22 protein-coding genes and 1 tRNA gene are annotated in these 25,571 nt (G+C 74.7%); 7 read left to right on the top strand and 16 right to left on the bottom strand.

What is annotated here, in order from left to right; translation table 11 throughout:
• Positions 1-186: 186 nt before the first annotated feature.
• Positions 187-486 (bottom strand): YciI family protein, encoded by a 300-nt coding sequence (locus ACFVUH_RS25840; protein WP_355359303.1) that lies wholly within the window; start codon positions 484-486, stop codon positions 187-189.
• Between the two features lie 101 nt (positions 487-587).
• Positions 588-667 (bottom strand) — tRNA-Tyr (locus tag ACFVUH_RS25835).
• 319 nt (positions 668-986) lie between these two features.
• Between ACFVUH_RS25835 and ACFVUH_RS25830 the strand changes: the two genes are divergently transcribed.
• Together ACFVUH_RS25830 and ACFVUH_RS25825 are read left to right on the top strand one after the other, a co-directional pair.
• Complete coding sequence (locus ACFVUH_RS25830) at positions 987-2,516, top strand: FAD-binding protein (RefSeq protein WP_355359300.1); 1,530 nt, start codon at positions 987-989, stop codon at positions 2,514-2,516.
• A gap of 132 nt (positions 2,517-2,648) precedes the next feature.
• Complete coding sequence (locus ACFVUH_RS25825; protein WP_387915562.1) at positions 2,649-2,987, top strand: ArsR/SmtB family transcription factor; 339 nt, start codon at positions 2,649-2,651, stop codon at positions 2,985-2,987.
• 72 nt (positions 2,988-3,059) lie between these two features.
• On the opposite strand, the gene ACFVUH_RS25820 is transcribed toward ACFVUH_RS25825, so the two are convergent.
• Together ACFVUH_RS25820 and ACFVUH_RS25815 are read right to left on the bottom strand one after the other, a co-directional pair.
• The gene (locus ACFVUH_RS25820; RefSeq protein ID WP_387915561.1) at positions 3,060-5,606 is read right to left on the bottom strand and encodes a collagenase; all 2,547 of its coding nucleotides are present in this window, start codon (positions 5,604-5,606) and stop codon (positions 3,060-3,062) included.
• A 397-nt stretch (positions 5,607-6,003) separates the two neighbouring features.
• Positions 6,004-7,452 (bottom strand): MFS transporter, encoded by a 1,449-nt coding sequence (locus tag ACFVUH_RS25815; RefSeq protein ID WP_387915560.1) that lies wholly within the window; start codon positions 7,450-7,452, stop codon positions 6,004-6,006.
• Positions 7,453-7,728: 276 nt separating this feature from the next.
• On the opposite strand from ACFVUH_RS25815, the gene ACFVUH_RS25810 reads away from it, so the two are divergent.
• Positions 7,729-9,015, top strand: a complete 1,287-nt coding sequence (locus tag ACFVUH_RS25810; protein WP_387915559.1) for a serine hydrolase domain-containing protein — start codon at positions 7,729-7,731, stop codon at positions 9,013-9,015.
• Positions 9,016-9,201: 186 nt separating this feature from the next.
• On the opposite strand, the gene ACFVUH_RS25805 is transcribed toward ACFVUH_RS25810, so the two are convergent.
• From ACFVUH_RS25805 to ACFVUH_RS25795, 3 genes are read right to left on the bottom strand one after another with little or no spacing between them, the layout of a single operon-like run.
• Positions 9,202-9,873: an HD domain-containing protein gene (locus ACFVUH_RS25805; protein ID WP_387915558.1), complete on the bottom strand. Its 672-nt coding sequence runs from the start codon at positions 9,871-9,873 to the stop codon at positions 9,202-9,204.
• Positions 9,870-11,090, bottom strand: a complete 1,221-nt coding sequence (locus ACFVUH_RS25800; protein WP_387915557.1) for an MFS transporter — start codon at positions 11,088-11,090, stop codon at positions 9,870-9,872. Before ACFVUH_RS25800 ends, ACFVUH_RS25805 begins: the two co-directional genes overlap by 4 nt.
• A gap of 59 nt (positions 11,091-11,149) precedes the next feature.
• Positions 11,150-11,623: an Rrf2 family transcriptional regulator gene (locus ACFVUH_RS25795; protein ID WP_355359905.1), complete on the bottom strand. Its 474-nt coding sequence runs from the start codon at positions 11,621-11,623 to the stop codon at positions 11,150-11,152.
• 122 nt (positions 11,624-11,745) lie between these two features.
• On the opposite strand from ACFVUH_RS25795, the gene ACFVUH_RS25790 reads away from it, so the two are divergent.
• Positions 11,746-12,588: a MerR family transcriptional regulator gene (locus tag ACFVUH_RS25790; protein ID WP_387915556.1), complete on the top strand. Its 843-nt coding sequence runs from the start codon at positions 11,746-11,748 to the stop codon at positions 12,586-12,588.
• An 84-nt stretch (positions 12,589-12,672) separates the two neighbouring features.
• Positions 12,673-14,781 carry a HEAT repeat domain-containing protein gene (locus ACFVUH_RS25785; protein ID WP_387915555.1) on the top strand — a complete coding sequence of 703 codons (2,109 nt, stop codon included), beginning with the start codon at positions 12,673-12,675 and terminating at the stop codon, positions 14,779-14,781.
• Positions 14,782-14,878: 97 nt separating this feature from the next.
• On the opposite strand, the gene ACFVUH_RS25780 is transcribed toward ACFVUH_RS25785, so the two are convergent.
• Entirely contained in the window at positions 14,879-15,046 is a 168-nt protein-coding gene (locus ACFVUH_RS25780) for a hypothetical protein (RefSeq protein ID WP_387915554.1), read from the bottom strand.
• A 71-nt stretch (positions 15,047-15,117) separates the two neighbouring features.
• Between ACFVUH_RS25780 and ACFVUH_RS25775 the strand changes: the two genes are divergently transcribed.
• Positions 15,118-15,432 carry a TetR/AcrR family transcriptional regulator C-terminal domain-containing protein gene (locus ACFVUH_RS25775; protein WP_387915581.1) on the top strand — a complete coding sequence of 105 codons (315 nt, stop codon included), beginning with the start codon at positions 15,118-15,120 and terminating at the stop codon, positions 15,430-15,432.
• Positions 15,433-15,449: 17 nt separating this feature from the next.
• On the opposite strand, the gene ACFVUH_RS25770 is transcribed toward ACFVUH_RS25775, so the two are convergent.
• The 6 genes from ACFVUH_RS25770 to ACFVUH_RS25745 all read right to left on the bottom strand — a co-directional run bounded on the left by ACFVUH_RS25770 (position 15,450) and on the right by ACFVUH_RS25745 (position 23,087).
• Entirely contained in the window at positions 15,450-16,301 is an 852-nt protein-coding gene (locus ACFVUH_RS25770) for a LysR family transcriptional regulator (protein ID WP_387915553.1), read from the bottom strand.
• Positions 16,302-16,315: 14 nt separating this feature from the next.
• Positions 16,316-16,855 carry a hypothetical protein gene (locus ACFVUH_RS25765; RefSeq protein ID WP_387915552.1) on the bottom strand — a complete coding sequence of 180 codons (540 nt, stop codon included), beginning with the start codon at positions 16,853-16,855 and terminating at the stop codon, positions 16,316-16,318.
• Positions 16,856-16,970: 115 nt separating this feature from the next.
• Entirely contained in the window at positions 16,971-19,808 is a 2,838-nt protein-coding gene (locus tag ACFVUH_RS25760; protein ID WP_387915551.1) for a bpX6 domain-containing protein, read from the bottom strand.
• Complete coding sequence (locus tag ACFVUH_RS25755) at positions 19,805-21,466, bottom strand: hypothetical protein (RefSeq protein ID WP_387915550.1); 1,662 nt, start codon at positions 21,464-21,466, stop codon at positions 19,805-19,807. Before ACFVUH_RS25755 ends, ACFVUH_RS25760 begins: the two co-directional genes overlap by 4 nt.
• Positions 21,467-21,489: 23 nt before the next feature.
• Complete coding sequence (locus ACFVUH_RS25750) at positions 21,490-21,924, bottom strand: hypothetical protein (RefSeq protein WP_387915549.1); 435 nt, start codon at positions 21,922-21,924, stop codon at positions 21,490-21,492.
• Positions 21,921-23,087 carry an AAA family ATPase gene (locus tag ACFVUH_RS25745; RefSeq protein WP_387915548.1) on the bottom strand — a complete coding sequence of 389 codons (1,167 nt, stop codon included), beginning with the start codon at positions 23,085-23,087 and terminating at the stop codon, positions 21,921-21,923. Before ACFVUH_RS25745 ends, ACFVUH_RS25750 begins: the two co-directional genes overlap by 4 nt.
• A gap of 197 nt (positions 23,088-23,284) precedes the next feature.
• Here ACFVUH_RS25745 and ACFVUH_RS25740 point away from each other — a divergent pair, with 197 nt between their 5' ends.
• Positions 23,285-24,223 (top strand): CAP domain-containing protein, encoded by a 939-nt coding sequence (locus ACFVUH_RS25740; RefSeq protein WP_387915547.1) that lies wholly within the window; start codon positions 23,285-23,287, stop codon positions 24,221-24,223.
• 32 nt (positions 24,224-24,255) lie between these two features.
• On the opposite strand, the gene ACFVUH_RS25735 is transcribed toward ACFVUH_RS25740, so the two are convergent.
• Positions 24,256-24,774, bottom strand: coding sequence for a DUF4240 domain-containing protein (locus ACFVUH_RS25735; protein ID WP_387915546.1), 519 nt, complete (start codon positions 24,772-24,774; stop codon positions 24,256-24,258).
• Positions 24,775-24,844: 70 nt separating this feature from the next.
• Positions 24,845-25,570, bottom strand: a complete 726-nt coding sequence (gene narI, locus ACFVUH_RS25730) for a respiratory nitrate reductase subunit gamma (protein WP_387915545.1) — start codon at positions 25,568-25,570, stop codon at positions 24,845-24,847.
• Position 25,571: the final 1 nt, after the last annotated feature.

Genomic DNA, 25,571 nt, shown 5'->3' with positions numbered 1-25,571 from the left:
GCCCGGCGCTTCCTTGCCCCGTGCTCACCGATCGTAGCCAGTGTGCGACCGGGCTCCGAACCGGGGCGGGCCGTCCGGGCCGGTGGCTCGGCGCCGGCTGGGCGGCGTCGGCGGGGCGGCGGCCCGGACCCCGTGGACGGCCGGACGGAGGATCAGTCGGGCATCAGGCGGGGGATCAGGCCGGGATCAGGCGGGGAGCTGCTGCCGGTGGGCTTCCAGGACGGGGGCGACGGTGGTGGCGAGGAACTCCGTCACGCGGTACTCGACCAGGCCCTCGACGGCGAACGGGTCGGTGCGCACCAGCGCCTCGACCGCCGCCCGGTCCTCCCCCACCGCGAGGATGATGCCGCCGTCCCGCGGCACCTTGCGGCCGGAGGCGAGGAAGGTGCCGGCCTCGTAGTGCCGGCCGAGCCACTCGACGTGGGCGGGCAGCAGGGCGTCGATGCGGTCGAGCGGCGCGGTGTAGGTCAGCTCCAGAACGAACATGCGGCCGAGCCTATCCGGTGCCGGTCCGGTGTGGATCAGCTGCCCGCGGGGACCGGACGCACGCCGCCCCGGGCCGTGGTACGGCCCGGGGCGGTCCGAGGTGGGCGAGGATGGATTCGAACCACCACAGCCGAAGCGGGGGCTTTACAGGCCCTTGGGCTCTCCCAGGCCCAGCTCGCCCTCGGTTGTCGTTCCCTTGATCCCGACGACTCCACTCTCTCTCGATCACCACAGCCGGACAACCGGGTTTCCGGCCACCGCCCCCGGCCGCCGGCGCCCCGTCAGCCGACGCCTTCCGCTGGTCAGGGACATGACGGCGGAGTGTCGCGACTGTCCGGATCTTGCACCCGTCCCGACAGTGGTGTAGACCGCCCCCGTCCCGGACGCGGTGACGCCCGGGACGGAACGTCACCGAAGTGTTCAGGTCCGGCCCATTGCGCGTGTACGCGGCGACTGCGATACAACACTGCTCATATGACGATTGATCGGAGTTATCTGTAATGAGCAAGTCATCCCTGCCCCGTCGCAGCGTGATCGTCGGCGCGGCGGCCACCGTCATCGGCTGGAACACCGTCGGCCGTTCCTGGGCCGTGGAGGCCCCCTCCGGGGCCGCAGCCGACGCCCCCGCCGGCGCGGCCGGGGCCACCGCCGACGCCTCCCTCGCCGCGCTGCCCCCGCTGGACGGGAGCCTGGTGACCGACGCCGGGACGCTGGACCGGTTCGGCGGGGACTTCGGACACCTGGTGACCGCCGCGCCGCGCGCCGTGCTGCACCCGGGCTCGGTGCGTGACGTCGCCACCCTGGTCGGCTTCGCCCGCCGCCACCGCATCCCGGTCGCGATGAACGGCCAGAGCGGCACCGGCAGCGCCGCGGAGCTGGAGTCGCACTCCAGCTACGGCCAGGCCGAGGTGCGCGGCGGCGTCGCGATCGACTCGCGCGGGCTGAACCGCATCGTCCGGATCACCCCGGGCCGCGCCGTGGTCGAGGCCGGTGTCACCTGGGCGCAGCTGACCGACGCCGCGCTCGCCCAGGGCTGGATGCCGCCCAGCCTGACGGACTACCTCCACCTGTCGGTCGGCGGCACGCTGAGCGTCGGCGGCATCGGCGGCGGTGTGCAGCGCTTCGGCTTCCAGGTGGACACGGTCGAGTCGGTGGACGTGGTCACCGGCACCGGTGAGCTGGTGACCGCCTCGGCGAGCGCCAACCGCGAGCTGTTCGAGGCCGTGCTGGGCGGCGGCGGCCAGGCCGGCATCATCGTCCGGGCCACCCTGCGCCTGGTACGGGCCCGCGAGCGGGCGCTGGTGCTCAACCTGTTCTACGACGACCTGGCCGACTACCTCGCGGACCAGCGGAAGCTGATGCTGGAGCGGCGCTTCGACCTGCACGTCGGCGATGTCTCGCGCAACGCCGCCGGCACCGGCTGGCGCTACAAGGTGGAGGGCGTCGTCCACTACGACGGCACCGCCGCGCCGGACCGGGCGAAGCTGGTGCGCGGCCTGCGCTGCGTGGCGGCCGACACGACGTTCATCGACCAGACGGCGCGCGAGTACGCGTTCCGGGTGGACGCCTTCGCCGGGTACCTGAAGGCGGCCGGCCTCTGGTCGCAGCCCAAGCCGTGGCTGAGCCTGTTCCTGCCGGCCTCGACCACCGAAACGTTCATGCGCGAGGCCACCGCGATGCTGACGCCGGAGGACCTGGGCGCCGGCCTGCTGCTCTTCTACCCGTTCCGCACCGACGTGTTCACCCGCCCGATGACCGTGATGCCGAAGGAGCCCGTCGGCTTCCACTTCGACCTGCTGTCCTTCCCGTTCCCTGGCGCCGACCACGCCGCCGCGCTGCGGCGCAACCGCCGACTGCACGACCTGGCGGTGCGACTCGGCGGCAAGCGGTACCTGATCGGCGCGATCCCGGACGTGACGCCCGCCGAGTGGCGCCGCCACTACGGCACCCAGTGGGGGCGCGCGGTGGCCGCCAAGCACCGGTTCGACCCGGCCGGGATCCTGACGCCGGGCCAGGGCATCCACTCCTGAGCCCGCCGACGTCCGGCCCGCCCCACGCCCGCCCCCGGGTGTGCGGCGGGCGGGCGTCGGACCGGCCGGTGCATGCCGACCGACCGGCGCCGGGCCGGCGGCTGCCGTCAATCCTCGCGTTACGGTGGGGTCATGAGCTACCGCCATCCCGCCCGCGAGCAGATCCGGATCGAACACGTCCTGACCGCTCTCGGCAACCCCGTCCGCCTCTCCGCCGTCCGCGTCCTGAACGGCGGCGGGGAGCACAACTGCGGGAGCGTGCTCGCCGCGATCGGCATCACCGCCAAGTCGACGATGACCCACCACTGGCGGGTGCTGCGCGACAGCGGCGTCATCCACCAGCAGCCCTCGGGCCGGGAGAACATCCTCCACCTGCGCCGCGAGGACCTCGACGCCCGCTACCCCGGCCTGCTCGACGCCGTGCTGTCCGGCGCCCGCGACGACCAGCGGCAGGACTCCTCCGCCGACTGAGCGCGGCGGCCCGGGGCGGACGGCGTCTCCACCGTCCGCCCCGGGCCGTTCACACGGTGGCCGGGTGCCGCGTCAGTACTGGGTGGTGACGGTGACGCCGCTGAAGGCGGTCTTGCCGTAGAGGGTGATGTAGCGGTAGCCGGCCGTGGTGTTGGTGACGGTCACGGTCTGGGTGGTGCCGCTGTTCCTGGAGGAGGCGGCGTAGTCCGTGGTGGAGGCCCAGCGGTCCGGGCTGTAGTAGAGGTAGGCGGTCCCGGTGCCGCCGGTGGTGGAGACGGTCAGGGTGGTGGTACCGGCCGGCATGTAGATGTACATCTGGTCCAAGCTTCCGGCGTCGGCCGAGCGGCCGGTGCGGAAGCAGTTGTAGTCCAGCTTCCGGGCGTCGGGGTCGGTGCAGGCCGCCGGTGCGGCCGGGGCGGTGACGGTGACGGTCCGGGTCGTGGTGGCCGTCTTGCCGTTGCTGTCGGTGACGGTGAGGGTGACCGTGTAGGTACCGGCAGCGCGGTAGGACTTCGACGGGGAGGCCGCGGTACCGGTGGTGCCGTCGCCGAAGTTCCAGGCCCAGCCGGTGATGCTGCCCTTGCCGGCGGTCTCGGTGGAGCGGTCGGTCAGCTGGACGTTCAGGTCCCGCACCGTGGCGTCGAAGGCCGCCTTCGGGATGCCCGCGGTGAGGCAGGTGTCGGTGGCGCAGGTGTCGACCCACCGGGTGAAGTCGCCGTCGTAACCGGTGCTGATGGAGTTGTAGTAGGCGTAGCCGCGGGCGTAGTCGCCGGTGCGGAAGAGGCCGAGCATGGTCTGGACGACGCCCGGGAACCGCTCGATCATGTAGCGGGCGGCCAGGTAGCCCCAGTGGTAGGTGCGGACGACGTCGCTGTTCAGGTACGTGCTCTGGAGCAGGGTGCTGAGCGCGTAGGTGTGCTTGGGGGCCTCGGAGACCGCGTTGAGGTCGGTGGCACCGCGGTAGGTGTAGGAGACGTACTCGGCGACGCCCTCGATCCACCACAGGTCGGGCACGCTGGTCTGCTGGTAGAAGTCGCCCTTGAGGTTGTAGCGGGCGTCCAGGACGTGGGCGTACTCGTGGTTGAGGTTCCAGATCCGGGCGGTGAAGCCGTTCTCGTTCGGGTGCCGGTACATCAGGGAGACCGGCTGGTTGGCCGGGTCGGTCGGGGTCCCGGTCAGGGTGACCCCGCCGTTGTTGGTGTTCGCGCCGTACATCGCGCCGGCGTAGGTCTGGTAGTCGCCCTGGCTCGCGAAGACCACGAGCTGCACGGACGACTCGTACTGGCCGGGGATGGGGCCGTTGTCGCGGACGAGGCCGTGGAAGTACGCGTCCTCACCCTTGAGGTCGGCGCAGACGGCGGCGAGTTCGGCCGCGGTGAGGTCCTGGGCCAGGACGGTGAGGGTGGCGTTGCAGGTCTGCCTCATCGGCAGCACGGCCTTGGCCAGCCGCTGCTTCAGGTCGCAGACGCCGTAGTAGGAGCACTGGCCCTTGTCGAAGTCCGCGGCCGTGTTGGCCGTGCCGACCCACAGCGCGGCGGTGGGGCCGGTCATCGACGAGCTGTCGAGCAGGGCCTTGGCCAGCGGGCGGATCCTGGCCTGGAACGCCGGGTACGTCACGAACCGGGTCAGCTCGATGGCCGCGTTGGAGACCAGGAAGCCGGGGTAGGTTCCGAGCAGGTCGTGGTGGTTGCGGGTGAACGCGTCGAGGGTATCGATGATGCCCGGGTCCGCGGTCACCGCGTCGACGAAGGACTTGCTCTCGTGCCCCCGGTCCAGCGCGGAGAGGGCGCTGTTGACGTAGGTGAGCAGGTTCTTCGAGCTGTCGTACGCGCTGGTGTAGCCGTTCAGCAGCTGCCGGTAGGTGTTCAGGTAGCGGCCCTGCTGCCCGGCGCTGTCGGTGAGGATGATGACGTCGTTCGCGACCTGGCCGTTCGCGTCGGTGACGTCCGCGGCGTGCGGGCCGGCCAGGAAGGCGTCGATGCCGCGGGTCACGGCAGCGGTCAGCGTCGCGTCGTAGGGGCCGACGTGCGCGAGGTCCTTGTCCTGCACGTAGTAGCCCGCGCGCAGGTACAGGACGACCTGCCAGGTGGCGGCGGAGTTGTCGCCGGGGTAGGAGGCGGCGGCGCTCTGGAAGGCGTCGGCCATCGTCGCCATCTGGCTCTGGCGGAACAGGGCCGAGGCGTACGGGCTGCCGCCGAGCTGGAACAGCGAGCCGATGCACTTGGGGGTCGAGGCCTTGACGTAGGAGACCAGGGCGGCCCCGGTCCGGCCGGCGAAGTCGGCCGGGGTGCACGACTGGGCGGCGACCGGCTCCGCCGCGAGCGCACGCGGTGCGGCCTTGGCCAGGCCCTTGTCAGCGCCGGTCTCCGCCGGCGCCGTGACGGACAGCGGGTTGACCAGCGGCAGCTGTGCGGCCGTGAGCGGGCGGGCCTGCGGCGCGGCGGGGCTCTCGGGATCGGCGAACGGGCTGCCGGGCACCTCCGACGAGCCTTCGGCGGCCCGGTGCTGGCTCGATATGGCCGGTGCGGGAGTGGGGGCGGCGACTGCCAGGTTCGGGCCGGCGGCCATGCCGAGCAGAGTGGCACCTGCCGCGGCGACTGCGGACAGCAGTCTGGGCATGCGTGAGAGTAGACGCATCGTCATTCCTTCGTGGGGGAAGGGCATATGAACGCGCCTCGGGCGTGGGGGGAGGGAGGCCGTCGAAGCGCGTGACGAACCGTCTCACACGACCGACCGCGCATCAATAGCCTGTGACATGTCACATGTGCATCGTTATTCAGCCGAGCCATTCGGTGAATGCACTTGATCACACCGAGTGATCACGAATGCTCTCCGGGCCGGTTCGGTACGCGGCGACGGTTGCGTTCCGCGGAACTCGCCCTCTCCTGGCCCGACCCCCGGGCGCGGCGACCGGCCGGGCGGCCTGCGGGGTGACCGGCCGGGTCCGGGGACGACGGGCGGCCTGGGCCGGACGGTGGAAGCACCGTCCGGCCCAGGCCGCCCACGCGAGGGGCGGTCAACCCGACACGGCCATGGGGCAGTCGGGGGCAACGGCCGTGGCGGCGTCCGCGCGCGCCGGGCGCAGGGTCAGCGCGAGCAGCAGGCCCAGCAGCATGCCCCCCGCCGTGAGCAGGACCACCAGGAACCCGCCGTCCGCCGTGGCGCGGGCCAGCCCCTCACCACTCAGCCCGTCGGTGCCCGCGTCGGCGACGACGGTGAACAGCGCGAGGCCGATCGCGTTGCCGAGGTTCATCGTGGTCGACGCGGCGCCGCCGGCGATGCCCTGCTCATGCGCGGCGGTCCCGGCGGCCGCCGCGATCCACATGGCCGTCCAGACCACGCCCTGGCCGACGCCGGAGACCACCAGCCCGGGCAGCAGCGCGAGGTAGCCGGCGTCCGCGTCGAACCCCGCGGCCAGCGCGGCGGTCCCGACGGCGCCGACCGCGAACCCGCCGAGCAGGGTGGGCCGCAGGCCCGCCCGGGTGGTGAGCCGCTCACCGAGCTGGGTGCCGGCGGCGATCGCGAGCGAGGGGGCGAGGAAGGCGAGTCCGCTCTGCAGCGCGCTGTAGCCGTGCACGCTCTGCAGCAGCACGGTGAGGAAGTACGGCAGGACGCCGAAGGTGGCCATGTAGAGGAAGGTGATCGCCGCACCGGCGCTCAGGCTGCGGTTGCGGAACAGCCGGAACGGCATCAGCGGGTCGGCGCTGCGGGTCTCGACCACGGCGAAGGCGGCGAGCAGGACGAGCGCGGCGGCGAGGGCACCGAGGATCCACGGGTCGGCCCAGCCGCGCTCGGGGCCCTCGACCAGCGCGAAGACCAGGAGCGTGGCGCCCGCCGTCACGGTCAGCGCCCCCGGCAGGTCGAAGCGGCGGCGCTCCGTCCGCGCCGGGTCGGGCGGGATGACGAACACGGCGGCGAGCGCGATGGCCCCGGCCAGCGGCACGTTGACGAAGAAGACCGCCGGCCAGCCGAAGCCCTGGGTGAGCACCCCGCCGAGCAGTGCGCCCAGGGTCAGCCCGCTGGCGCCCGCGCCGCCCCAGACGGCGAGCGCGCGGTTGCGCCGCGGCCCCTCCTCGAACAGCGTGTTGACCAGGGAGAGGATCGACGGCAGCAGCAGCGCCCCGCCGATCCCCTGGACGACCCGGGCGGCCACGATGACCTCGGGCGACCGGGCCAGCCCTCCGGCCAGCGAGGACAGCGCGTAGAGCACCAGCGCGCCGACGAACACCCGCCGCCGCCCGAGCAGGTCACAGGCGCGGCCCCCGAGCAGCAGGAAGCCCCCGGCGAACACGACGTAGGCGCTGACCACGAGTTGCTGGGTCTGGCCCGGGAAGCCGAGGTCGGTGCCGATCTCGGGTAAGGCGACGAAGACGATGTTGAGGTCCAGGGCGAAGACGGCCTGTCCCAGGGCCAGCAGGACCAGCGTCCAGCCCGGGCGGGCGGGAGCGATCGGTGTCACGGGCATGCGGAGGTGCTCCTCGGTCTCGGTGAGGCCACGACTGATAGTACGTATATTCACGTACGATCGAACAATCAGGCAACACCGGTCCACCCCGGCGGCACGGCCGGCGGCACGGCCGGGCCGAAAGACCAAGTCAAGCAACCTGACGATGATTTGATTCGATGTCATCCCCGCCGCCGATGCACGCCGCTGCCCCCGGAGGAGGACGTGCGGGGCGTACGGCGGGTGTGATCATGGGGCTGACGGCCCGGGGCCGCCGGGCGGGAAGGGGCGGGAACCATGACCATCGTTCAGGCTCGGACATCGCACCGGCGTGGCCGGCTGGGGAAGCGGCTCGCCGCCGTCGCCCTGGCCGGGGCCACCGTCGTCGCACTCGCCCCGGCAGCGGTGGCGACAGCGGCGGACGGGGCGGCCACGTCGGCGGAGGCGCGCCGCCCGCGCGTCGACGGACAGCAGGAGCTGCGGGACCTCGTGGACCACGGCGGGATGACCGCCGCGCTCGCGGAGATCCGCATCCCCGGCCGCTCCCCGTGGCGGGGCGCCGCCGGGACCGCCGACCTCGCCACCGGACAGCCCGCCAAGCCGGACGGCCGGTTCCGGATGGGCAGCGTGACGAAGACCTTCGTGTCGACGGTCGTCCTCCAGCTGGTCGGGGAGGGCCGGCTCCGCCTGGACGACCCGGTCGAGCAGCATCTGCCGGGGGTCGTCCCGAACGGCGGGGCGATCACCGTCCGGCAGTTGCTGAACCACACCAGCGGCCTGTTCAACTACACGGACGACGAGCGGTTCAAGACCAGGACCGAGGCCGACCTGCAGGACTACGCGTACGGGACGACGCGCTACCGGGACTACAAGCCGGAGCAGTTGGCCGCCATCTCCGCCGAGCACCAGCCGTACTTCGCGCCCGGGCAGGGCTGGCACTACGCCAACACCAACTACGTCCTCGCCGGAATGATCATCCAGAAGGTCACCGGGCACAGTTGGCAGCGCGAGGTCGAGCGCCGGATCGTCCGGCCCCTGCACCTGGACAACACGGTGTTCCCGGGCTCCGAGAGCGGCCTCCGCGGCCCGCACGCCCACGCGTACCTCGCCATGCCGGCCGGGCCCGCCGACATCACCGGGTTCAACCCGACCCTCGTGGACGCGGCCGGCAATGGCATCTCGACCACCGCCGACCTCACCCGCTTCCACGCCGCGCTGTTCGGCGGCAAGCTGCTGCGGCCGGCCGAGATGGCCGCGCTGACGGACACGGTACCGACCACGATCGAGGGCGGCCGGTACGGGCTCGGCGTGCTCCAGGTCGACCTGGGCCCGGGCTGCGAACCGGCCTGGGGCCACGACGGCAGCCTCCCCGGCTGGAGCACCCTGCTGCTCGGCAGCCGCGACGGTCGCCGGCAGTTCGCCCTGTCGCACAACCCGTACGTGGGCAAGGACGACTCGGCGAGTGGACAGCCGATCGGCTCGCTCATCGCCAAGACCCTGTGCGACCCGGCGGCGGGCACGAGTACCCTCGCGGCACCGCAGCAACTGCCGCCGCTCCCCCTCGGCGGGCCGGACCTCCGCTGAGGCTCCGCCTTCCCCGGATGTCCCCACGACCGTGGCCCGGCCTTGGGGAGATCCGGGGGAGGGCTTGGGCGACAACGACGCGGTCAGGCGGTCAAGACTCGTCGCTCTCAAGGATCATGACGGATCACGATGGCTCCGCCGGGCAGCCGCCGCCCTCGACCGGCTCGAAGCCGCCTGAAACCCGCCTCAGTTCGCGGTCGGCGGGGCGGGCCGGTAGCCCTCGTAGTCGTTCCACCCCGCCGATCGGGCGAGTTGCTCCCAGGCCGGCCAGCTCCCGCCGGTCGCCTGCCGGAGGAGTTCGCCCTGCATCGTGAACGGCGGTGCCTTCCGGGGATTTTCGAGCGCCTGGCCGACGATGGCGTCGTGCAGCACCGCCGCCGTGTGCAGACGCGGCAGCGTCCGGTGGACGCGGTCCGCGTAGCCGGGCGGGAGCTTCTCCGGGCCGCCGCCCAGGTCGAAGCCCGCGCCGAGGGCGACGAGGGCGATCTCCGGGCGCTTGCGCTCCGCGATCTCGCGGTCCATGTGCAGCGCGATCGCGTCCCACACCACCTCCGTGCGGTCCGCCGCCACGCCCTCCCCCTCCAGGAAGCGGACGGCGAGGTCGGCGCCGTCCAGTTCGAACCGCTGGTCGCCGTTCCCCTCCGCGCTGAGCCCGCAGTCGTGCAGGACGCAGCCCAGGAAGAGGAGTTCGTCGTCGTAGTCGTGGTCCGGCCGCAGTCCGCGGCGCTCGCCGAGGAGGCGTCCGTAGAGGTAGGTCCGCACGCTGTGGTGGCACAGCGCGGGCGGGAGCAGGCTCCGCGCGAACGCCAGGGTGTGCCGCGCGAGATCCGTGCCGGGGAGCGCCAGTTCGTCGTTCACGAGGTGGTGGTCCGTTCTCCTGCCGTCAGCGACAGGTAGGCGAGCGCGAGGAGCGCCAGTCCGGCGGCGGCCACGTACATCGTGGTCGCCCCCGGGCCGGCGGTCAGGCCGCCGATCAGGGTACCGGTGCCGATGCCGGTGTAGATGGCGGAGGAGTTCAGCGCCACCACCAGCGGCGCCTCCCCCGGCGCGGCGGCGATCAGGCGGTGCTGCTGCGGGGGCGTCTGGCACCAACTGCCCGCTCCCCAGGCCACCATCAGCAGTCCGACCAGCGCCGGCGCGTGCGTGCCGCTCGCGGCCAGGGCGCCGAGGCCGGCGAGCCCTGCGGCCATCACGACGTAGCCGGCCCGCAGTACCCGCACGCCGCCCAGGCGGTCGGTGGCGAGCCCGGCGGCGAGGTTGCCGAGGATCGCGCCGACGCCGTAGAGGCCGAGCGCCCACGCCGTGTCGCGGGCCGTCAGGCCGACCGCCGCCAGCGCCGGCACGCTGTACGCGTAGACCGTGTACGCCGCCGCCATGCCGAGCACGGTCAGCGGCAGGATCGCCCGCACCGCCGGGCGGCGCAGCACGGCGAGGCGTTCGCGCAGCGCAACGCGCGGGTTGCCCGGCAGGTACGGCAGCAGGGCGGCGACCGCCCCGGCCACCAGCAGGGCCAGCCCCGCCACCGCGCCGAGCGCCCAGCGCCATCCCGTCCACTGGCCGGCCAGGCCGCCCAGCGGCACGCCGAGCGCGGTCGCCACGGTGAGCCCGCCCACCACCACGGCCAGCGCCCGGGCCCGCCGTTGCGGGCGGACCAGGAAGGCCGCGACGGCGCCCGCGTTGGGCGTGAACGCCGCAGCGGCGGCCGCGGCGGCCACCCGGGAGGCGAGCAGCACGGCGAAGTCGGGCGCGAGGGCGGAGGCGAGGTTGGCCAGCGCGAGGCCGACGAGCGCGCCGACCAGCAGTCGGCGGCGGGGCAGCCGGGCGGCCAGGGTGGCGAGCAGCGGTGAGAGCAGCGCGTACGCGACCGCGAAGACGGTGACGGCCTGCCCGGCGGTGGCCGTCGGGACGCCGAGGTCGGCGGCGAGTTCGGGCAGGAAGCCGGCGACCACGAAGGCGTCGGTGCCGACCGCGAAGGTGCCGAGCGCCAGCGCCGGGACGGCGCCGAGCACGTCCCGCCCGGGCGCCTCGCCCGGCGTCGCGGCCTTCTTCGATCCGCTTAACGAGACATTGAACATCCCGATTCCCCTCCACAGGAAGGCCCGGCCGCTCGGCCGGGCCGGTCGTCGATGTGCCGTCAGGACCCGAGGCGCTCGTGGTAGCGGCGGATCCGGTCCGGAGCGCCGGGCGGACTCACGGCGAGCAGGTCGGCGATCGTCTGCGCCGCCAGCTCCCGCCGCCAGGCGAGTTCGGCACGCCGCATCGCCCCGGCGACCCCGCACGGCTTCGCGAACTCCCCGCCCACCGCCTCCACGCCCGCACCGCGCTGCCGGATCTCGGTGCAGCGGAACGCCTCGGTCGCCCCCTCCACGGCCGCCACGACATCCATCAGCGTGATCCGCTCGGGTGCCCGCCCCAGCCGGTACCCCCCGCGCGCCCCCGCCACCGAGACGAGCACGCCGGCCTTGACCAGCGGCTGCAGCCGCTTCTTGAGATACACCGGCGGCAGCTCGAAGATCTCCGCCAACCGCCCGGCGGGAATCGGCGCCTGCTCATCGAGCCACGCCAGCGCCAGACAGCAGTGCAGACCCCACTCCACGCCTTCACCCATCAGCACAATCGGGATACTACATATCTCGATATCCCCCGTCACCCCGTGCCCGCCCGCTCCCGGGGCCGTTCCGGGACACCGGGCTTGACTCTCAGGTGGCACGAGACGGCACAGTCGACGCCGTGGACAGGAGAAACCTGCTGCCGATCGGGCAGTTCTCGCAGGCCAGCGGCCTCTCGGTCACCGCGCTCCGGTACTACGGCGCCAGTGGCGTGCTGGTGCCCGCGTTCGTCGACCCGGTGAGCGGCTACCGGTACTTCCGGCGTGACCAGGTACGGACGGCGCAGCTGATCAGGGCGCTGCGGCAACTGGACATCCCGGTCGAGGAGCTGAGCCGGCTGCTCGGTGAGGAGGAGGGGCTCGCCGCCGCCCTGCGGGAGCAGTTGCGGGCGGCCGAGCGGCGACTGGAGGTGCAGCGCTCCGTGGTCCACAGCCTGTTGAGCCGACTGACCGAAGGAGCAGAGATGACCCACCGTGTCACCGTCCGCCAGGGCGCCGCCGAACGGATCCTGGTCCGCGGGGCGACCCTGGACAACTCCGGGCTGGACGCCTTCCTGCGCGGCGCGTACCAGGAGATGTACGAGGTCGCCGGCCGCGGCCCGCTGACCTTCGCCGGGCCCGCCTTCGTCCGCTTCCACGGGGTGTGCGACGACGAGAACGCGACGCTCGTCGAGGCCTGCCTGCCGTTCCGGGAGGACGGCGCGCAGCCCTCGGACCTGCCCGAGGGCATGGCCGTGCGCGAACTGCCCGCGAGCACCCTCGCCTGCACGGAGGTCGAGGGCGAGGCCGCCGCGTTCCCGCGGATCCTCGGGGCGTACGACGCCGTCGCCGGCTGGATCACCGAGCACGGCTTCGCCTTCGGGGGCCCGGCCCGGATGATCTACCGCCGCTGGACCGGCACTCCGGACCACCCGGACAACCGCCTGGAGATCGCCTGGCCGATCGCGGAGCCCGACGAGGGCTGAGTCCGCGGTCTCCACCAAGTCGGGCTCGGCGTCGGGGACCCGGCACCGGACGCGTTGTCAGTCCGGCCTGTGAGGATCCTGCCCATGGATCTCGCCACCGCCCTCGCCGGGCTCGACGACCACCCCTGGGCCCGTGTCACCGACGCCTACGGACCCGCCGACGGCCTTCCCGAGCTGCTGCGCACGCTCGCCGGCGACGACGACGAGGCGGCCGAGGGAGCGCTGTCCGAGCTGTACTCGTGCCTCCTGCACCAGGGCACCGTGCACCCGGCCAGTGCGGCCGCGGCGCCCTACCTGGCCCGGATCGCCGCCGCCGGGATCCGTCCGGTGGTCGTTCTGCGCCTGCTGGGCGGAATGGCCGGGAGCGAGGACGAGTGCGGGATCGGGGAAGGCGTGGTGCGGGACGCGGTCGCCTCACAGCTGCCGCTCCTCCTACCGCTGCTGGCCGACCCCGACCCGGCCGTCCGGCCGGCCGCCGCCTGGGCCGTCGGCCACACCCGCCGCAGCGGGAGCGTGACGATGGCCCTCCGGGACCGCTGGACGGTCGAGACCGACCCGGGCGTGCGCGCCGAACTCCTCGTCGCCCTCGGCCGATCGGACCTCGCGGCGGCCTCCGCCGAGGCCGACGCGCTGCTCGGCGACGACACCCCCGCCCGGGTGCGGCTGGCCGCGCTCCTCGTCCACCTTGAGATCGAGGAACGGTGGACCACCGTCCACCACCGTGCCGTGCTCCGACTGCTACCCGCCGGGGAGCACGGCGTCGACCGGTACGGCCCCCACTGCCGCGCGCCCCTCGACACGATCGTCGACAACCTGCTGCAGCGTGACACCGACCGCGACCGCGAGGCGGCCCTCACCCTGCTGCAAGCCGCGCTGCGCGACCCGCGCCCCGGCGTCCGGGACGAAGCCCTGCGGGCGGCCGGCCACGCCTGCCGGCTCTCCCGCAGCGCCCCGGCGCGGCTGCTGCCGACCGTCACCGAACTCGCCGCCCACCCCGAGGCGCAGGACCTGCTCGGTCTGCTCGGCACCCTCGCCGCCGACGCCGCGCCCCTCCTCGCCGAGCTCGCCGCCGGGCCGGACGACGAAGCCGCCGACCGGGCCCTCGCCGCGCTGGTGCGCGTCGACCCCCGGCGGGCCACCCCGCTGCTCGCCCGGCACCTCGACCGCCGCCCCCACAGCCTCGCCGCCGCGGGCCACCGCGCGGCGGCCGTGCCCTTCGACCCGGACCTGCTCGCCGCGGTCCGCTCCCACCTGGCCTCCGGGGGAATCGACGACAACCGGACGGCCGCCCTGGTCGGCCTGGTGCAACGGTGGGGCCCTCGCGCCGTCGCCGCCCTGCCCGAGCTGTCCGCGGTGCTCCCCCGCTTCCCCTACGCGGCGTCCGCCGTCGCCGCCGTCGCCATGGGTGCGCCGGCGACCGTCCGCGAGCACGCCGGAGCCGTCCTGGCAGCCGCCACCGGGCCGATCTCGGTGGCCCGCGCCCACTACGACGTCACGGGCGACCCGCGGGTGCTCCTTGCCGCCATCACCGAACGGCTCACCACGCCGAAGGCGCCCGCCGTACGGGAGACGACCGACGCACTGAACGCGGCCGCCGACCTCGGCCCGGCCGCCGCCGGCCTCCTCCCCGCCCTCGTGGCCCTCCAGGCGGCGGCCGACCAGGAGCGCCGCCCGACCCGCCACGCCCGGCAGGACAACGACGTCGCGACCGCGCGCGCCCTGTGGCAGATCGACGGCGACGCCGAACAGGCCGTCGACCTCCTCGCCGCCGTCCTCGACCGCACCGCCGGCGGCGAGCCGTGGCACCACCGGACCGTGGTCGGCGCGCTGCGCGCCGCCGCGTCCCTCGGCGTGGCCGGCCAGCCCCTGGTCCCCCGGCTGGAGAGGCTGCTCGACGACCCGCGGAAGGCCGCCGCCGCCGCGCTCGCCCTCCTCGACATCGAGCATCCCGACACCGTCGATCTCGGTCGGCTCGCCGACGCCGCGCTGCACGCCGTCGAGTCGGGCGCCGACACCGCGGGCGGCTGCGAGGCCCTCCGGGCGCTCGGCCCCGCCGCCCTGGACGGCGGCCGGCGGGGCGAGGTCGCGTACCTGGCCGAGAACGACCGCAGGATCGTCCGCCACGGCCTCGTGGAGGATCTCATGGGCGAGGACGAGCGGCTGCGGGTCCTCCTCGCCGAGCTCCTGGAGTGACGTCGACATCTGTGGTCGGGTCAGCGGCTTTCCGGGACGGTGACCGCGGTGACACGTCCGGACCGGCCGGAGGGACGACCGGAGCGCACGACGGCCCTCAGTCCTGGTCGCGGGTGGCGCCGGTGTGGGCGAGCGCGCTGGGGGTCAGGCGGCCGACGATCGCCGGGGCCTCCCGGACGAGGGCGTCCGCGGTCAGCGCCTCCACCATGAACAGCGCGAAGTCCACCCGGCGCGTCAGGTTGCTCGCCGGCAGCGGGTCGCCCACGTGCCGGCTCCACACCGGCAGGCCCTGGCTCCCAGCCCGGCCCGGCGGCCCTTCGCCACCACGACGCCGTCATCGGCGCGCTGCGCGCCGGCGGATTCTCGGTGCCGATGACGGCGCACGCGGTCTCACTGATCGACAGCTACCTGTACGGCTTCGTGCTCCAGGAGGTCGGCCTGCCGTTCAAGGGCGGGACGGAATCGGCCGAGATCGCGGACGCCATCCCGAGCGGGATGCCCGCTGACGCCTACCCCCACCTCGCCGAACTGGCCACCCAACACGTCCTCAAGCCCGGCTACGACTGCGCCGACGAGTTCACCTTCGGCCTCACCTTCGTCCTCGACGCCCTCCACCCGGACGAGAACCCGAACGAGACCCCGGACGGGTAGCCGGCCCGCGTCGCCGGCTAACGGCAGTACACGGCTGTCGCGATCTCGACGAAGGAGCGGATCAGCGGGTTGGCGTCACCCTCGTTCCACACCGCCACCACCCGGCTCGGCGGCATGTCGGTCAGCGGCACCACGGTCAACTGCGCGGCCACCTCGTGCCGGAGCGGGGCCAGGCCGATCGTGCCGTTCCAGAGCACGGCCTGCCGGCACTCCTGGACGGCGCGGACGACCGGGCCCTCGCGCGGGGTGCCGCCGTTCCAGTACGCCTGCCAGACCGGGTCGGTTCCCCGGGGGAACTGGAACCAGCGTCGCCCGCTCAACTCGGCCAGCCGCAGCCGGTCGCGGCGGGCCAGCGGGTCGTCGGCGCGCAGGACCACGCCGACCGGATCGGTGCGCAGCGTGCGCACCGTCAGGGCGGTCTCGTCGAACGGCGCCCGGGTCAGGGCGACGTCGACCAGTCCGGCGCGCAGGCCGCAGGTCGGGTCGGTGAGGTCGGTGTCGCGGACGCGGATGTCGACGCCGGGGTGGTGACGGCGGTAGGCGGCGGCGAGCCTGGCCACCGCCGGATCGGTGCCGTCGCCCAGGATGCCGACGGTGATGGTCGCGGCGCCGGTCGCCGCGCTCACACGGAAGCGGACGCGGTCGGCGTGGTCGAGCAGGGATCGCGCCTCGTCGAGCAGCACCGCGCCCGCCGGGGTGAGCCTGACGCCCCTGGGCGAGCGGACCAGGAGCAGGGCCCCGACGTCGGCCTCCAGCTGTTTGATCGCCCGGCTCAGCGGCGGCTGGCTGATGTGCAGTCGGGTGGCGGCCCGGCCGAAGTGGAGTTCCTCGGCGACGGCCACGAAGTAGCGCAGGGTCCGTAGCTCCACGCTGCAACGATAGGTCAGTTGTCGTCGGTGACGGCCAGGGCTTCGGTGATCAGGCGGGTGGCGAACTCCTGGTCGTCGCCGACCATGCGGTTGATCTGCTCCGCCAGCAGGACGGCGGTGGCCTCCAGGGGGTTCATCTCGGCGCGGGTCCAGTCGCCGTACTGGGCGCGCCACAGGTTGGGGCTCAGGCCGGTGCCCGAGGCGATGAGGAGGCCGGCCATGGTGGGGATGACCTCGGGGCGGAAGGTGTTGGGCATCATCCGCATCGTGGCCACCAGGGTGGGCACCACGTGCTCGATGACGTCCTTGTCGTGGCGCTCGCAGACCGTCCGCAGCCAGTCCATGTACATGTAGATGAGCGTGCAGACCCCGTCCAGCAGCGCGTCCGCGTCCTCCGGGCCCATCGAGGCGACGAACTCGTCGGCCAGTCGCTGCTGTTCGGGGTCGGTGCCGCTCTTGCCGTCGTAGATGGCCTTCAGCCGCGAGTCCATCACCATGACGGCGGTGCTCACATCGCCGGCGCGGGCGTAGGCGGGGTCACAGGGAGACGACACGGGAATCCTCCTCAACCGGCCGCACTGGGTAGCGGCGCATGTTCGTAGGGTAGTCCTCCCCGGGGGTGGGAATCCGCCGAATCCTTCTGCTCGCCGAGCGGGGGGTGGCGGCCCGTCAGCCGGTGGTCACCCGGAGGTTGACGAGCAGGGCGGTGCCGTCGGCGGAGGTGGCGAGGACGCGTCCGGAGCGGTGCCAGTAGGTGACGGTGCCGGCGTGACGGCGCACGCCGATCCGGGGATCGGAGGCGTCGGGGACGAGCAGGGTGAGCGCGGGGGCGGCGGACGGGCCGGTGCCGGCGTGGACGCGCAGGTCCGACCCTTCCGGGACGGCCAGCGCCCAGTGCTCGCCGTCGGCGGCGGGGCCGGTCAACGCCCGGCCTTCGACGCCCAGTTCGACGGCGGGGAGGTCGGAGGTCCAGCGCAGCAGGGTGCGCTCCGGCTCCGCCGCGGAGGCGGTGAGCAGGCTGCCGCCGGCCAGGGCGACCGGGTCGAGCGGCGCGTCGGTGAGGGCCGTGCCGGCGAGGGTGTCGTCCACCCGCAGACGGCCGCGCAGCTCCCAGCCGGGCAGGTCCCAGCGCCACACCTCGGTGGGCGGGGAGCCGTCGGGCAGCGGCGAGCGGACGACGGCCGCGCAGCCGTCCGGGGTGCGGGCAATGCCGCCCAGCAGTCGCTGCTCGCCGCCGAGTTCGCGCCACACCGCGGTCGGGCGCGGGGTCAGGGTGTCGAGCACGACGAGGGCGCCCTCGTCCTCGGCGAGCAGGTGCCGGCCGTCGAAGGACGGCGCCACCCGGCGGGCCCGCAGGGTGGTCCAGGGCCGGACGGCGCGGGTGGCGAGGTCGAGGCGGGCGAAGGCGCTCGACTCCGGGCCGTGGTCGGCGACCAGCAGCGCACTGCCGCCGTGATCGGCGAGGACGAGCCGGTCGGCGGGGGTGTCCCAGCGGGCGCGGGTGCGGCCGTCGGGGGCGAGCAGCCGGACGCCCGCCTGGCCGCAGGCGACCAGCAGGGAGCCGGAGGCGAGCAGGGCGGCGTCCAGGACCGGGAGCGTGCCCGGACGGTCGGCGGCGGTGTACACGGGGGCGGCCGTGCGGAGGCGGGGAAGCGGCCGGGGGCGGGCCAGATCGGCGGCGGCCAACGGGTCGGCGCGGCGCAGCAGCCGGTCGAACAGCGCCTTCTCGGCCGCGCCGCCGGGGCCACTGCCGTCGGCACCGCCGAAGCCGCCGTCGCGGACGGCGGCCCGGGCGGCGGCGGTGGCGAGTTCACGGTCCGTGGCCGGGTCGGCGGCGGGCAGGTCGGCGAGCGCGGTCGCCAGGGCGGAGCGGCCGGTGGTGTGCGGGTCGCCGTCGCCGTCGAGGACGGCGCGGGCCAGCGCGCGGGTGGCGTCACCGGCGTCCAGGGCCAGCAGGTACGGCAGGGCCCGGCCGCGGACGGGGCCGCCGAGGGCGACGGCGTCCCGCAGGTCGGCGGCGATCGACGGGCGCAGCGCCACGTCCGGCCAGGCCGCCTCCACGGCGCCGAGCCGGTCGCCGGCCGCACGGCAGTGCTCGGCCCAGGCCGCGCGCAGGGCGCGGGCGGCCTGCGGGTCGACGGCGGCCAGGCGGTCGACGGCCGCGGCGAACGCGCCCCGGCGGTGGGCGGTGCGGACGGCGCGCTCGTGCTCGCCGGCCTGCCACCAGAGCCGGACCACCAGGTCGGCGGGCAGCTCGCGGCCCTCGGCGAGTTCGGCGGCCCCGGCGTGGCGGTCGTGCCGCTCCAGCAGGGCGACGGCCTCGGCGGGCGCGTCCAGCAGGTCGGCGAGGACGAAGGCGGCCTCGTCGATCCGCCCCTGCTGCTCCAGGCGCTCGGCGGCGGCCCGGTAGAGCGCGGTGAGGTGGGCGTGGGCGGTGGGGCCGTGGAAGGGGCTCGTCACCGTCCGGCGGCCGGTCGCCGGGGTGGGGCGCAGCGGGCCGGTGAAGCGCTTGGGCAGGGTGAGGGTGAGCCAGCCGCGGGCGGTGGCTGCGGTCCGCGGCCCGGCGGCGAGCGGGAAGGCGTCGCGCAGGGCGTCGTCCCAGCGGTGCTGCTCGAAGGCGCGGGTCAGCTCGCGCAGGTAGCGGGCGTGGCGGCCGTGGAGCAGGGCGGCGGCGGGGGTGCGCAGGGTGAGGCGGGCCAGCAGGTCGCCGAGCCAGGGGTGGCCGGTGCGGCGCAGCGCGGCCGACCCGCCGGTGGGGGTTTCGGCGGTTCCGCCGCTCCCCTCCCGGGTAGCCCTTTGACCGAAGAGCAGTCCGTAGACGGCGCCCGAGACGGCTGCCACGAGCACCACACGGCCCGGGTGGAGGCCGCCGTCCGCGAGGAGTCCGACGCCGTGGAGCACCACGAGCAGCAGCGGCAGCACCACCGTCAGGGCGAGGATGACCTTCGCGGTGCGGGGGTCCACGGCGATCTGCGGGCCGCGCTGCCGCCGCGAGCGCGCGCCGGTGGCGGGCGGCTCCTCGGAGGTCAGCCGGCGGGCCCGGTCGGACGTCGGCCGGATGCCGGCCGCCGTCCGCAGGTCCGGACGGGGCAACGGCGGCAGGGACTCCTCGACGTGCTCGGCGCGGGGGGCGGGTGTGACGCCGAGCGGGCGCGGTCGGTGCAGGGTGAGTCCGCTCAGCAGGAGCCAGTCGGCGGGGTCCACCGTCGGCAGCCCGTCGATGGAATGACGGACCGTCAGACCGGCCTGCAGCAGTACGAGACGACCGGGTCCGGCGTCCTCCGATGACGCTCCCGGGGCGGCCAGCGCACCGCTTCCGGTGCGCTCCAACGGCAGGCCCGGGGCCCGGTCGGCGCGCATCCGGACCGGCTCGGGCAGCGTCAACAGCCAGCGTCCGTCGGGAAGTTCGCGCAGCCGCGCACCGTCGCACCAGAGTGCCAGGACGCGGTCGGCGGCCTCGGCCGGGCCGATCAGCGGCACGTCGAAGACGAAGCCCGCGGCGTTCACTCGTCGCTCCCGAACAGGTGGTGGATCCGGCCGGTGGTGGCGTCGCCGACGACGATCCGCCCGGACGAGGTCTCGGCCGCGATCAGCGGCAGGGTGGGGTGCACGGCGGGCGGGACGGTGCCGCCGGAGAACCGGCTCAGGGTGCGGACGCCGTCGGCGCGGACCGCCCGGATCAGGCGGCCGCCGGCCGACCAGGTGATCAGCGCGGGCTCGCGGCCGTCGTGCACCAGGCCGAGCACCTCGGCGTTCTCCCGGAAGGAGAGCCGCCGCTCGTCGCCGAGCCTGGTCCACACCGTCCAGTGCTTGCCGTCCTCCGACCAGGCGGCCGTCGCGCCCGCGTGCACCAGGTGCCGCGCGCGTTCGGCTTCCGGTCGCAGGGCGCGTTCGACCAGGCGCGGCTCGCGGAACCGGTCGAAGCCGCGCTCGCGTTCCGTCCCTCGGCCGACCGGCCCGTCGTCGGTGACCGTGCCATCGGGGGCGATCCGGCGCCAGCGCCCGGCGACCGGGAGGAGCAGATCGTCCCCGGCGCGCAGCAGCGGCAGCACGGGGCGCCCCGCGAGGCGTGCCACCAAGCCCTCGTCCAGGCCGAGTTCGGCCGGTTCGACGGAGAGTTCCGCGGGGCCGGCGAGCGGTCGGCCGCTGACGTAGCGGAGCACCCGGCCCTGGGCGAGGTGCAGGGCGATCAGTCGGCGGCCGTGCCGTCCGGCGGCGATCACCTGGCCGTTCACGCGGTGCGCCTTGGGTCCTACGACGCCGCCGTGCCGCCGCTCGATGTCGCGCACGTCCACGGCGAGCAGCGTTCCGGCGTCCCGGCCGCGGGCGAGCAGGAACGGCGCCTCGGTGGTGAAGGTGGGCAGCCCCCGCCCGAGCGGAGCCGCCGCGGGCGACGGGGTGGCGGGCTTCGGGGCGGCGCGCCGGAACTCCGCGCCGCGCAGCGTCCGGACGGCGATGTCGGCGGCGGGCAGCGGCAGTTCGAACTCCGCGCGGTCGAGGCGGACGGTGACGTGGGTGGCGCCCTCCGAGCCCCAGCGGGTCGGCTCGCTCGCGAGGACCCTGGGCAGGCCGGGGAGCCGGTCGGCGAGCCGGGGCGAGGTGAGCAACCAGGCCCGGTCGGCGGCGTCCAGCGTGGCGGCGGCGAACTGCACGTCCTCGGGCGTCGGTTCGGCGGTGCGGCGGGCCGCCAGCCAGGCGGGCAGGAGGTCGGCGGGCTCGCCGCCGAACCAGTGCACGGGCTCGTCGCCGAGCACGCCCACCAGCAGCTCGCCGCCCCGGGCGGTGGCCCGGCGGTGCAGCACCAGCAGCGCGGCCAGCTGGACGAGGCGCCCGGCGCCGGCCTGCGACGGGCCGGCGTCCACCATCGCGACCGTCCGGCCGCGCGGCGCGGCGGAATGGAACTCGGGTGCGAGGTAGAGGAGTTCGCGGTCGACGAAGCGGCGCAGGAACTCCTCGGGGCACTCCTCCGCGAGCAGCCACTCGGTGGGCAGCAGCTGGTCGGGGCGCCCGGAGCGGCCGAGCCCGCCCACGCCGTCGGGCTCGCCCGGCCCATCGGCCACCGGCTCGCGCGCGCCGACGAGCGCGTCGAGGCGGCGCAGCAACGGGCCGAGGGCGGTGGCCAGTTCAGGGGTGAGCGCGGACAGCGCCCCGGCCCAGGGAGCCAAACCGACCGGAAGCCGGGCGGCGCTCACCGCTCGGCCCGCCGGACGTAGGGTGTGAGCGCCTGCGGGTCGCCGACCGGGGCGGGCCGGGCGGCGACGAGGGCGTGGCCGGGGACGAGCACGCAGAGGTCGCCGGGTTCGGCGCCCAGCGCGGTGCGCCACAGGGCGGGCGCGGGCCGGGGGCGGGCGGTGGTGGGGACGAGCAGCTCGCCGTCGTGGCCGAGGTAGCGGGCGCCGTCCGCCCACGGGAGGTCGGCCTCCGCCCCGAGGACGAGCAGCGTGGTGTCGTCGGCGAGGACGCCGAGCCGGGCACCGTCGGCGAGCCGCTCCCGGGTGGCGGTGGCCAGGGCGGGGACGGCGGCGCCGACGGCGAGCACGGCGGCGGCGGGCAGCGGCGGCTCGCGGCGCTCCCAGCGCAGGGCCACGGCGGGCGGCGCGAGCGGAACGGGGGCGGCCGTCACGAGGGCGCGACCGCCGCGACGAGCTCGGCCCGTATGCCGGCGAGCGCGGCGGGCAGGTCGGCCGGGGCGAATCCGGCGTCGATCTCGCGCAGCGCGGCCTCCAGGCGGAGCCGGGAGTCGCGCCCCTCGGGGAGGTCGCGGTGCCCGGCGAGCAGGGCGGCGCCGGTGCGGGCGAGGCGTTCGGCGCGCGCGGCGGTGCTGCGGGAGAGCTCCTCGGCGGCGTGCGCGAGGGATTCGTTGGCGGCCTTCCCGATGAGGTCGGCGAGGGTGTCGCGGGCCAGCGCCTGGGTGTCGGCGGTGGGGGCGATCAGCGGCAGGACCCACAGGTCACGGGCGCCGGCGACGTCCCGTCCGTCCAGGACGGCGGCGGCCGCGACCAGCCGCTGCGAACGGACGGCCCGCCGGTCGCCGACGGGCACGCCGGCGGCGCGCAGTCGGCGCAGCGCGGTGGCGAGCAGCGGGGTGACGGCGTCGAGGTCGCAGGCGCGGGCGGCGGCGGTGAGCCGGTCGAGCGCGCCGAGCACGTCCGCGCCGGCGGCCGGAGCGGGCGCGGCGGGCCGTCGTCCGGCTTCCAGCAGTTCCTCGAGACGGGCGTCGGCGACCGGCTCGACGAAGACCCGGGCGAGGAAGCGGTCGGCGAAGGCGGCGAGCGCCGGGTCCTCCGGAAGGTGGTTGGCCGCACCGACGCAGACCCGCAGCGGACTGGCGAGGACGGTGCCGCCGCGCCGGAAGACCCGCTCGTTGAGCAGGCCGAGCAGGGTGTTGAGGACAGCGGTGGAGCCGAGGAAGACCTCGTCGAGGAAGGCGATCTCGGCCTCGGGCAGCATGCCCGCCGTCTCGAACTCGACCCGGCCCTCGCGCAGGCCGCGCAGGTCGACGGGGCCGAACAGCTCGTTGGGTTCGGTGAACCGGCCGAGCAGGTACTCGAAGTAGCGGCCGCCGAGCTGCCCGGCCACCCGGCGCACGGCCTGCGACTTGGCGGTGCCGGGCGGGCCGACGACCAGCAGGTGTTCCCCGGCGACGGCGCAGAGCGCGACCACTTCGGCGACCGTCTCGCGGTCGACGGTGCCGCGCCCGGCGGCGGCGACGGCGGCGCCGATCAGTTCGGCGTCCGGTCGGAGCGCGGCGGAGCGGGCGTCGGGCGGGGTGCTGATGTGGGTCACGAGCACCGGAGTCTACGGGCCCCGGATCTGCCGTCACCAGCGGGTTTCCGTCGGCCCGGGCCGCGTCCCGAGCCCCTGGGGGCTTCGCCCGCCCGCGGCGTCTACGGATCGCTGACCGGTTGTAGACGCGCCGCTGGTGTCCTGCTCGGGCCCGTGGCCCCGACCGGACGCGGGCCATCGAACCGAAGGGGAACCCCGTGTCAGACACCTCCATCCGGGCCACCGGCGTCGGCGCCCGACGGGCGAGGCTGGCTCTCGCCGCGTGCACGCTGTCCACGAGCGGCCTGGCCGTGCTCGCCGCACCCGCGGGCGCCGCGACCACGGCCGCCGCACCGGCGGGCGTCACGACGACGGCCGTGGTCGAGCAGACGATCACGATCCAGGACCACCAGAACCACCACGCGCTGGCCACCGCGGACGGGGAGGGCTCGCGGATCGTCGCGCGCGGCTACCGGGACGGCTCGACCCAGTTCTGGATCTCCAACAAGCCGAACGGCCGGGTCGACTTCGTCCGCTCCGTCAACGGCACCGAGCGCGTGATCGAGATGGACCTCGACGACGGCCGGACGACGCAGTTCATCCACTGGTGGGCGGGCGACAACCAGCAGTGGACCCTGGAGGACGCCGCCGAGGGCGGAACGTATCTGCACAACGCCCGGGGCGACCGTTGCCTGACCTACCACGGCCAGGACCGCGAGGTCACCGTCGAGACCTGCGACGGCAGCATGTCCCAGCGGTTCGACCTGGTGCCGTCCGGCACCACCACCCCGCCGCCGTCCTCCCCGGCCGAGCAGCGCTTCCTCCAGCGCCTCAACGAGCTGCGCGCCCGGTACGGCAAGGCGCCGGTGCGGCTCAACCCGACGCTCTCCCAGGCGGCCCAGTGCAACGCCGCCCAGATGGACCAGCGCCACGTCTCCGGCCACTTCTGCGACTCGGGCGCCATCGCCCGCGGTCTCGGGTACAACGCGCGGGCCTGGGGCGAAATAGCCTTCTACGGCCCCACCAGCATCGATGCCGCCTTCGACGGCTGGGTCGCGTCCTCCCTGCACCTCGCGATCATGGTCGGCGACTACAGCGAGGTCGGTCTCTCCCAGGTCGGCGCGGCCTCCTGGAACGCCGACTTCGGCACCCGCTGAGGCGCGTCCCCCCGACGGGCCGGCCGGACCTCCTACGCCCGGAGGTTCGGCCAGCCCTCGCGGTTCGAGCAGGACTCGTAGTCGTGGCGGGTGTCGTGCTCCCACTCCTCTCCCGCCGCCGTCTCGTAGGCGTCCACGTGGGCGTGGAGCAGGGACTCGCCGCTGCGGAAGGAGTGGCGGGCGAACAGCGCGGGGTCGGCCAGCACCTGCTCGTACGCGGCGCGGCCGGCGGCGACCACGGCGGCGCGGCCGTAGAGGAAGCCGTCGTCGCTCAGCGGCAGGGGCCGGTCGCTCGGGTCGTCCGGGTCCGCGGCGAGCTGGGTTCCGTACTCCTCGCGGTCGAGCCGGTACAGGGCCTCGGCGAGGCGCTCGCCGAAGCCGGTGATCTCATCCACCGGTCCGGCGGCGAGCGCCTCGGTGAGTCGTTCGCAGCCGGCGTCGAAGGTGGCGCAGACGGCGACGGCGGGCTCACCGCCGATCAGGTCGATCAGCTGCCAGAAGCGCTCCCAGGACAGCTCGGCGGGTGCCCCGTCGATGGCGATGGTGCTCACGGTCGTTCCGTTCCGTTGCGAAGGTACGTCGGAACGGATCCTGGCACGCGCCACCGACAATCGGCCCCGGTCAGTCGTCGATCCGCTCCCAGCCGCGCCGCACCGGGCTGCCGGCCGGCTGCCGGGGGTCGCGGCCGCGGTAGACGATGTACGGGCGGAACAGGTACTGCACGGGGGCGCTGAACATGTGCACCAGGCGGGTGAACGGCAGCAGCGCGAAGAGCACCAGGCCGACCACCACGTGCACCTTGAACGCGACCGGCACGTCCGCCATCCGGCTCACGTCCGGGCTCAGGGTGAACAGGCTCCGGGCCCAGGGGGCGATGGTGGAGCGGTAGTCGTAGCCGGAGTCGAGCGAGGAGTGCATCAGCTTGGCGACCAGGCCGAGCGTGATCGCCGCGAGCAGCACGACGTACATCAGCTTGTCGTTGCGGGTGGTGGCACGCAGCACGGCGGGGTTGCGGCGCCTGCGGTAGAGCAGGACGAGGATGCCGCCGACCGCCAGGAGGCCCGCCGCGCCGCCGGCGAGCAGCGACAGCAGGTGGTACGCGTGCTCGTCCAGGCCGACCGCGTCCGTCCAGGAGGCGGGCACGAACAGGCCCATCAGATGGCCGACCAGGACGAAGAGGATGCCGTAGTGGAACACCGGGGAGGCGATGTTCAGCAGGCGGGACTCGTAGATCTCGGAGGAGCGGGTGGTCCAGCCGAACTTGTCGTAGCGATGGCGCCAGACGAGGCCGGAGACCAGCAGCGCGACCGCGATGTACGGCAGCGCGCCCCAGAGGAAGGTGTCCATC

Origin of the sequence: Kitasatospora sp. NPDC058032 (assembly GCF_042885845.1) — a bacterium.
Lineage (GTDB): Bacteria > Actinomycetota > Actinomycetes > Streptomycetales > Streptomycetaceae > Kitasatospora.
Note: the sequence above shows the minus strand (reverse complement) of the source record. Positions and strands in the feature narration are given on the sequence as shown.

Coding starts and splice junctions, on each gene's coding strand:
- narI (WP_387915545.1), bottom strand. CDS start 25,570: ATGGACACCTTCCTCTGGGGCGCGCTGCCGTACATCGCGGTCGCGCTG.
- ACFVUH_RS25820 (WP_387915561.1), bottom strand. CDS start 5,606: ATGCCCAGACTGCTGTCCGCAGTCGCCGCGGCAGGTGCCACTCTGCTC.
- ACFVUH_RS25830 (WP_355359300.1), top strand. CDS start 987: ATGAGCAAGTCATCCCTGCCCCGTCGCAGCGTGATCGTCGGCGCGGCG.
- ACFVUH_RS25810 (WP_387915559.1), top strand. CDS start 7,729: ATGACCATCGTTCAGGCTCGGACATCGCACCGGCGTGGCCGGCTGGGG.
- ACFVUH_RS25825 (WP_387915562.1), top strand. CDS start 2,649: ATGAGCTACCGCCATCCCGCCCGCGAGCAGATCCGGATCGAACACGTC.
- ACFVUH_RS25800 (WP_387915557.1), bottom strand. CDS start 11,090: ATGTTCAATGTCTCGTTAAGCGGATCGAAGAAGGCCGCGACGCCGGGC.
- ACFVUH_RS25795 (WP_355359905.1), bottom strand. CDS start 11,623: ATGGGTGAAGGCGTGGAGTGGGGTCTGCACTGCTGTCTGGCGCTGGCG.
- ACFVUH_RS25785 (WP_387915555.1), top strand. CDS start 12,673: ATGGATCTCGCCACCGCCCTCGCCGGGCTCGACGACCACCCCTGGGCC.
- ACFVUH_RS25815 (WP_387915560.1), bottom strand. CDS start 7,452: ATGCCCGTGACACCGATCGCTCCCGCCCGCCCGGGCTGGACGCTGGTC.
- ACFVUH_RS25840 (WP_355359303.1), bottom strand. CDS start 486: ATGTTCGTTCTGGAGCTGACCTACACCGCGCCGCTCGACCGCATCGAC.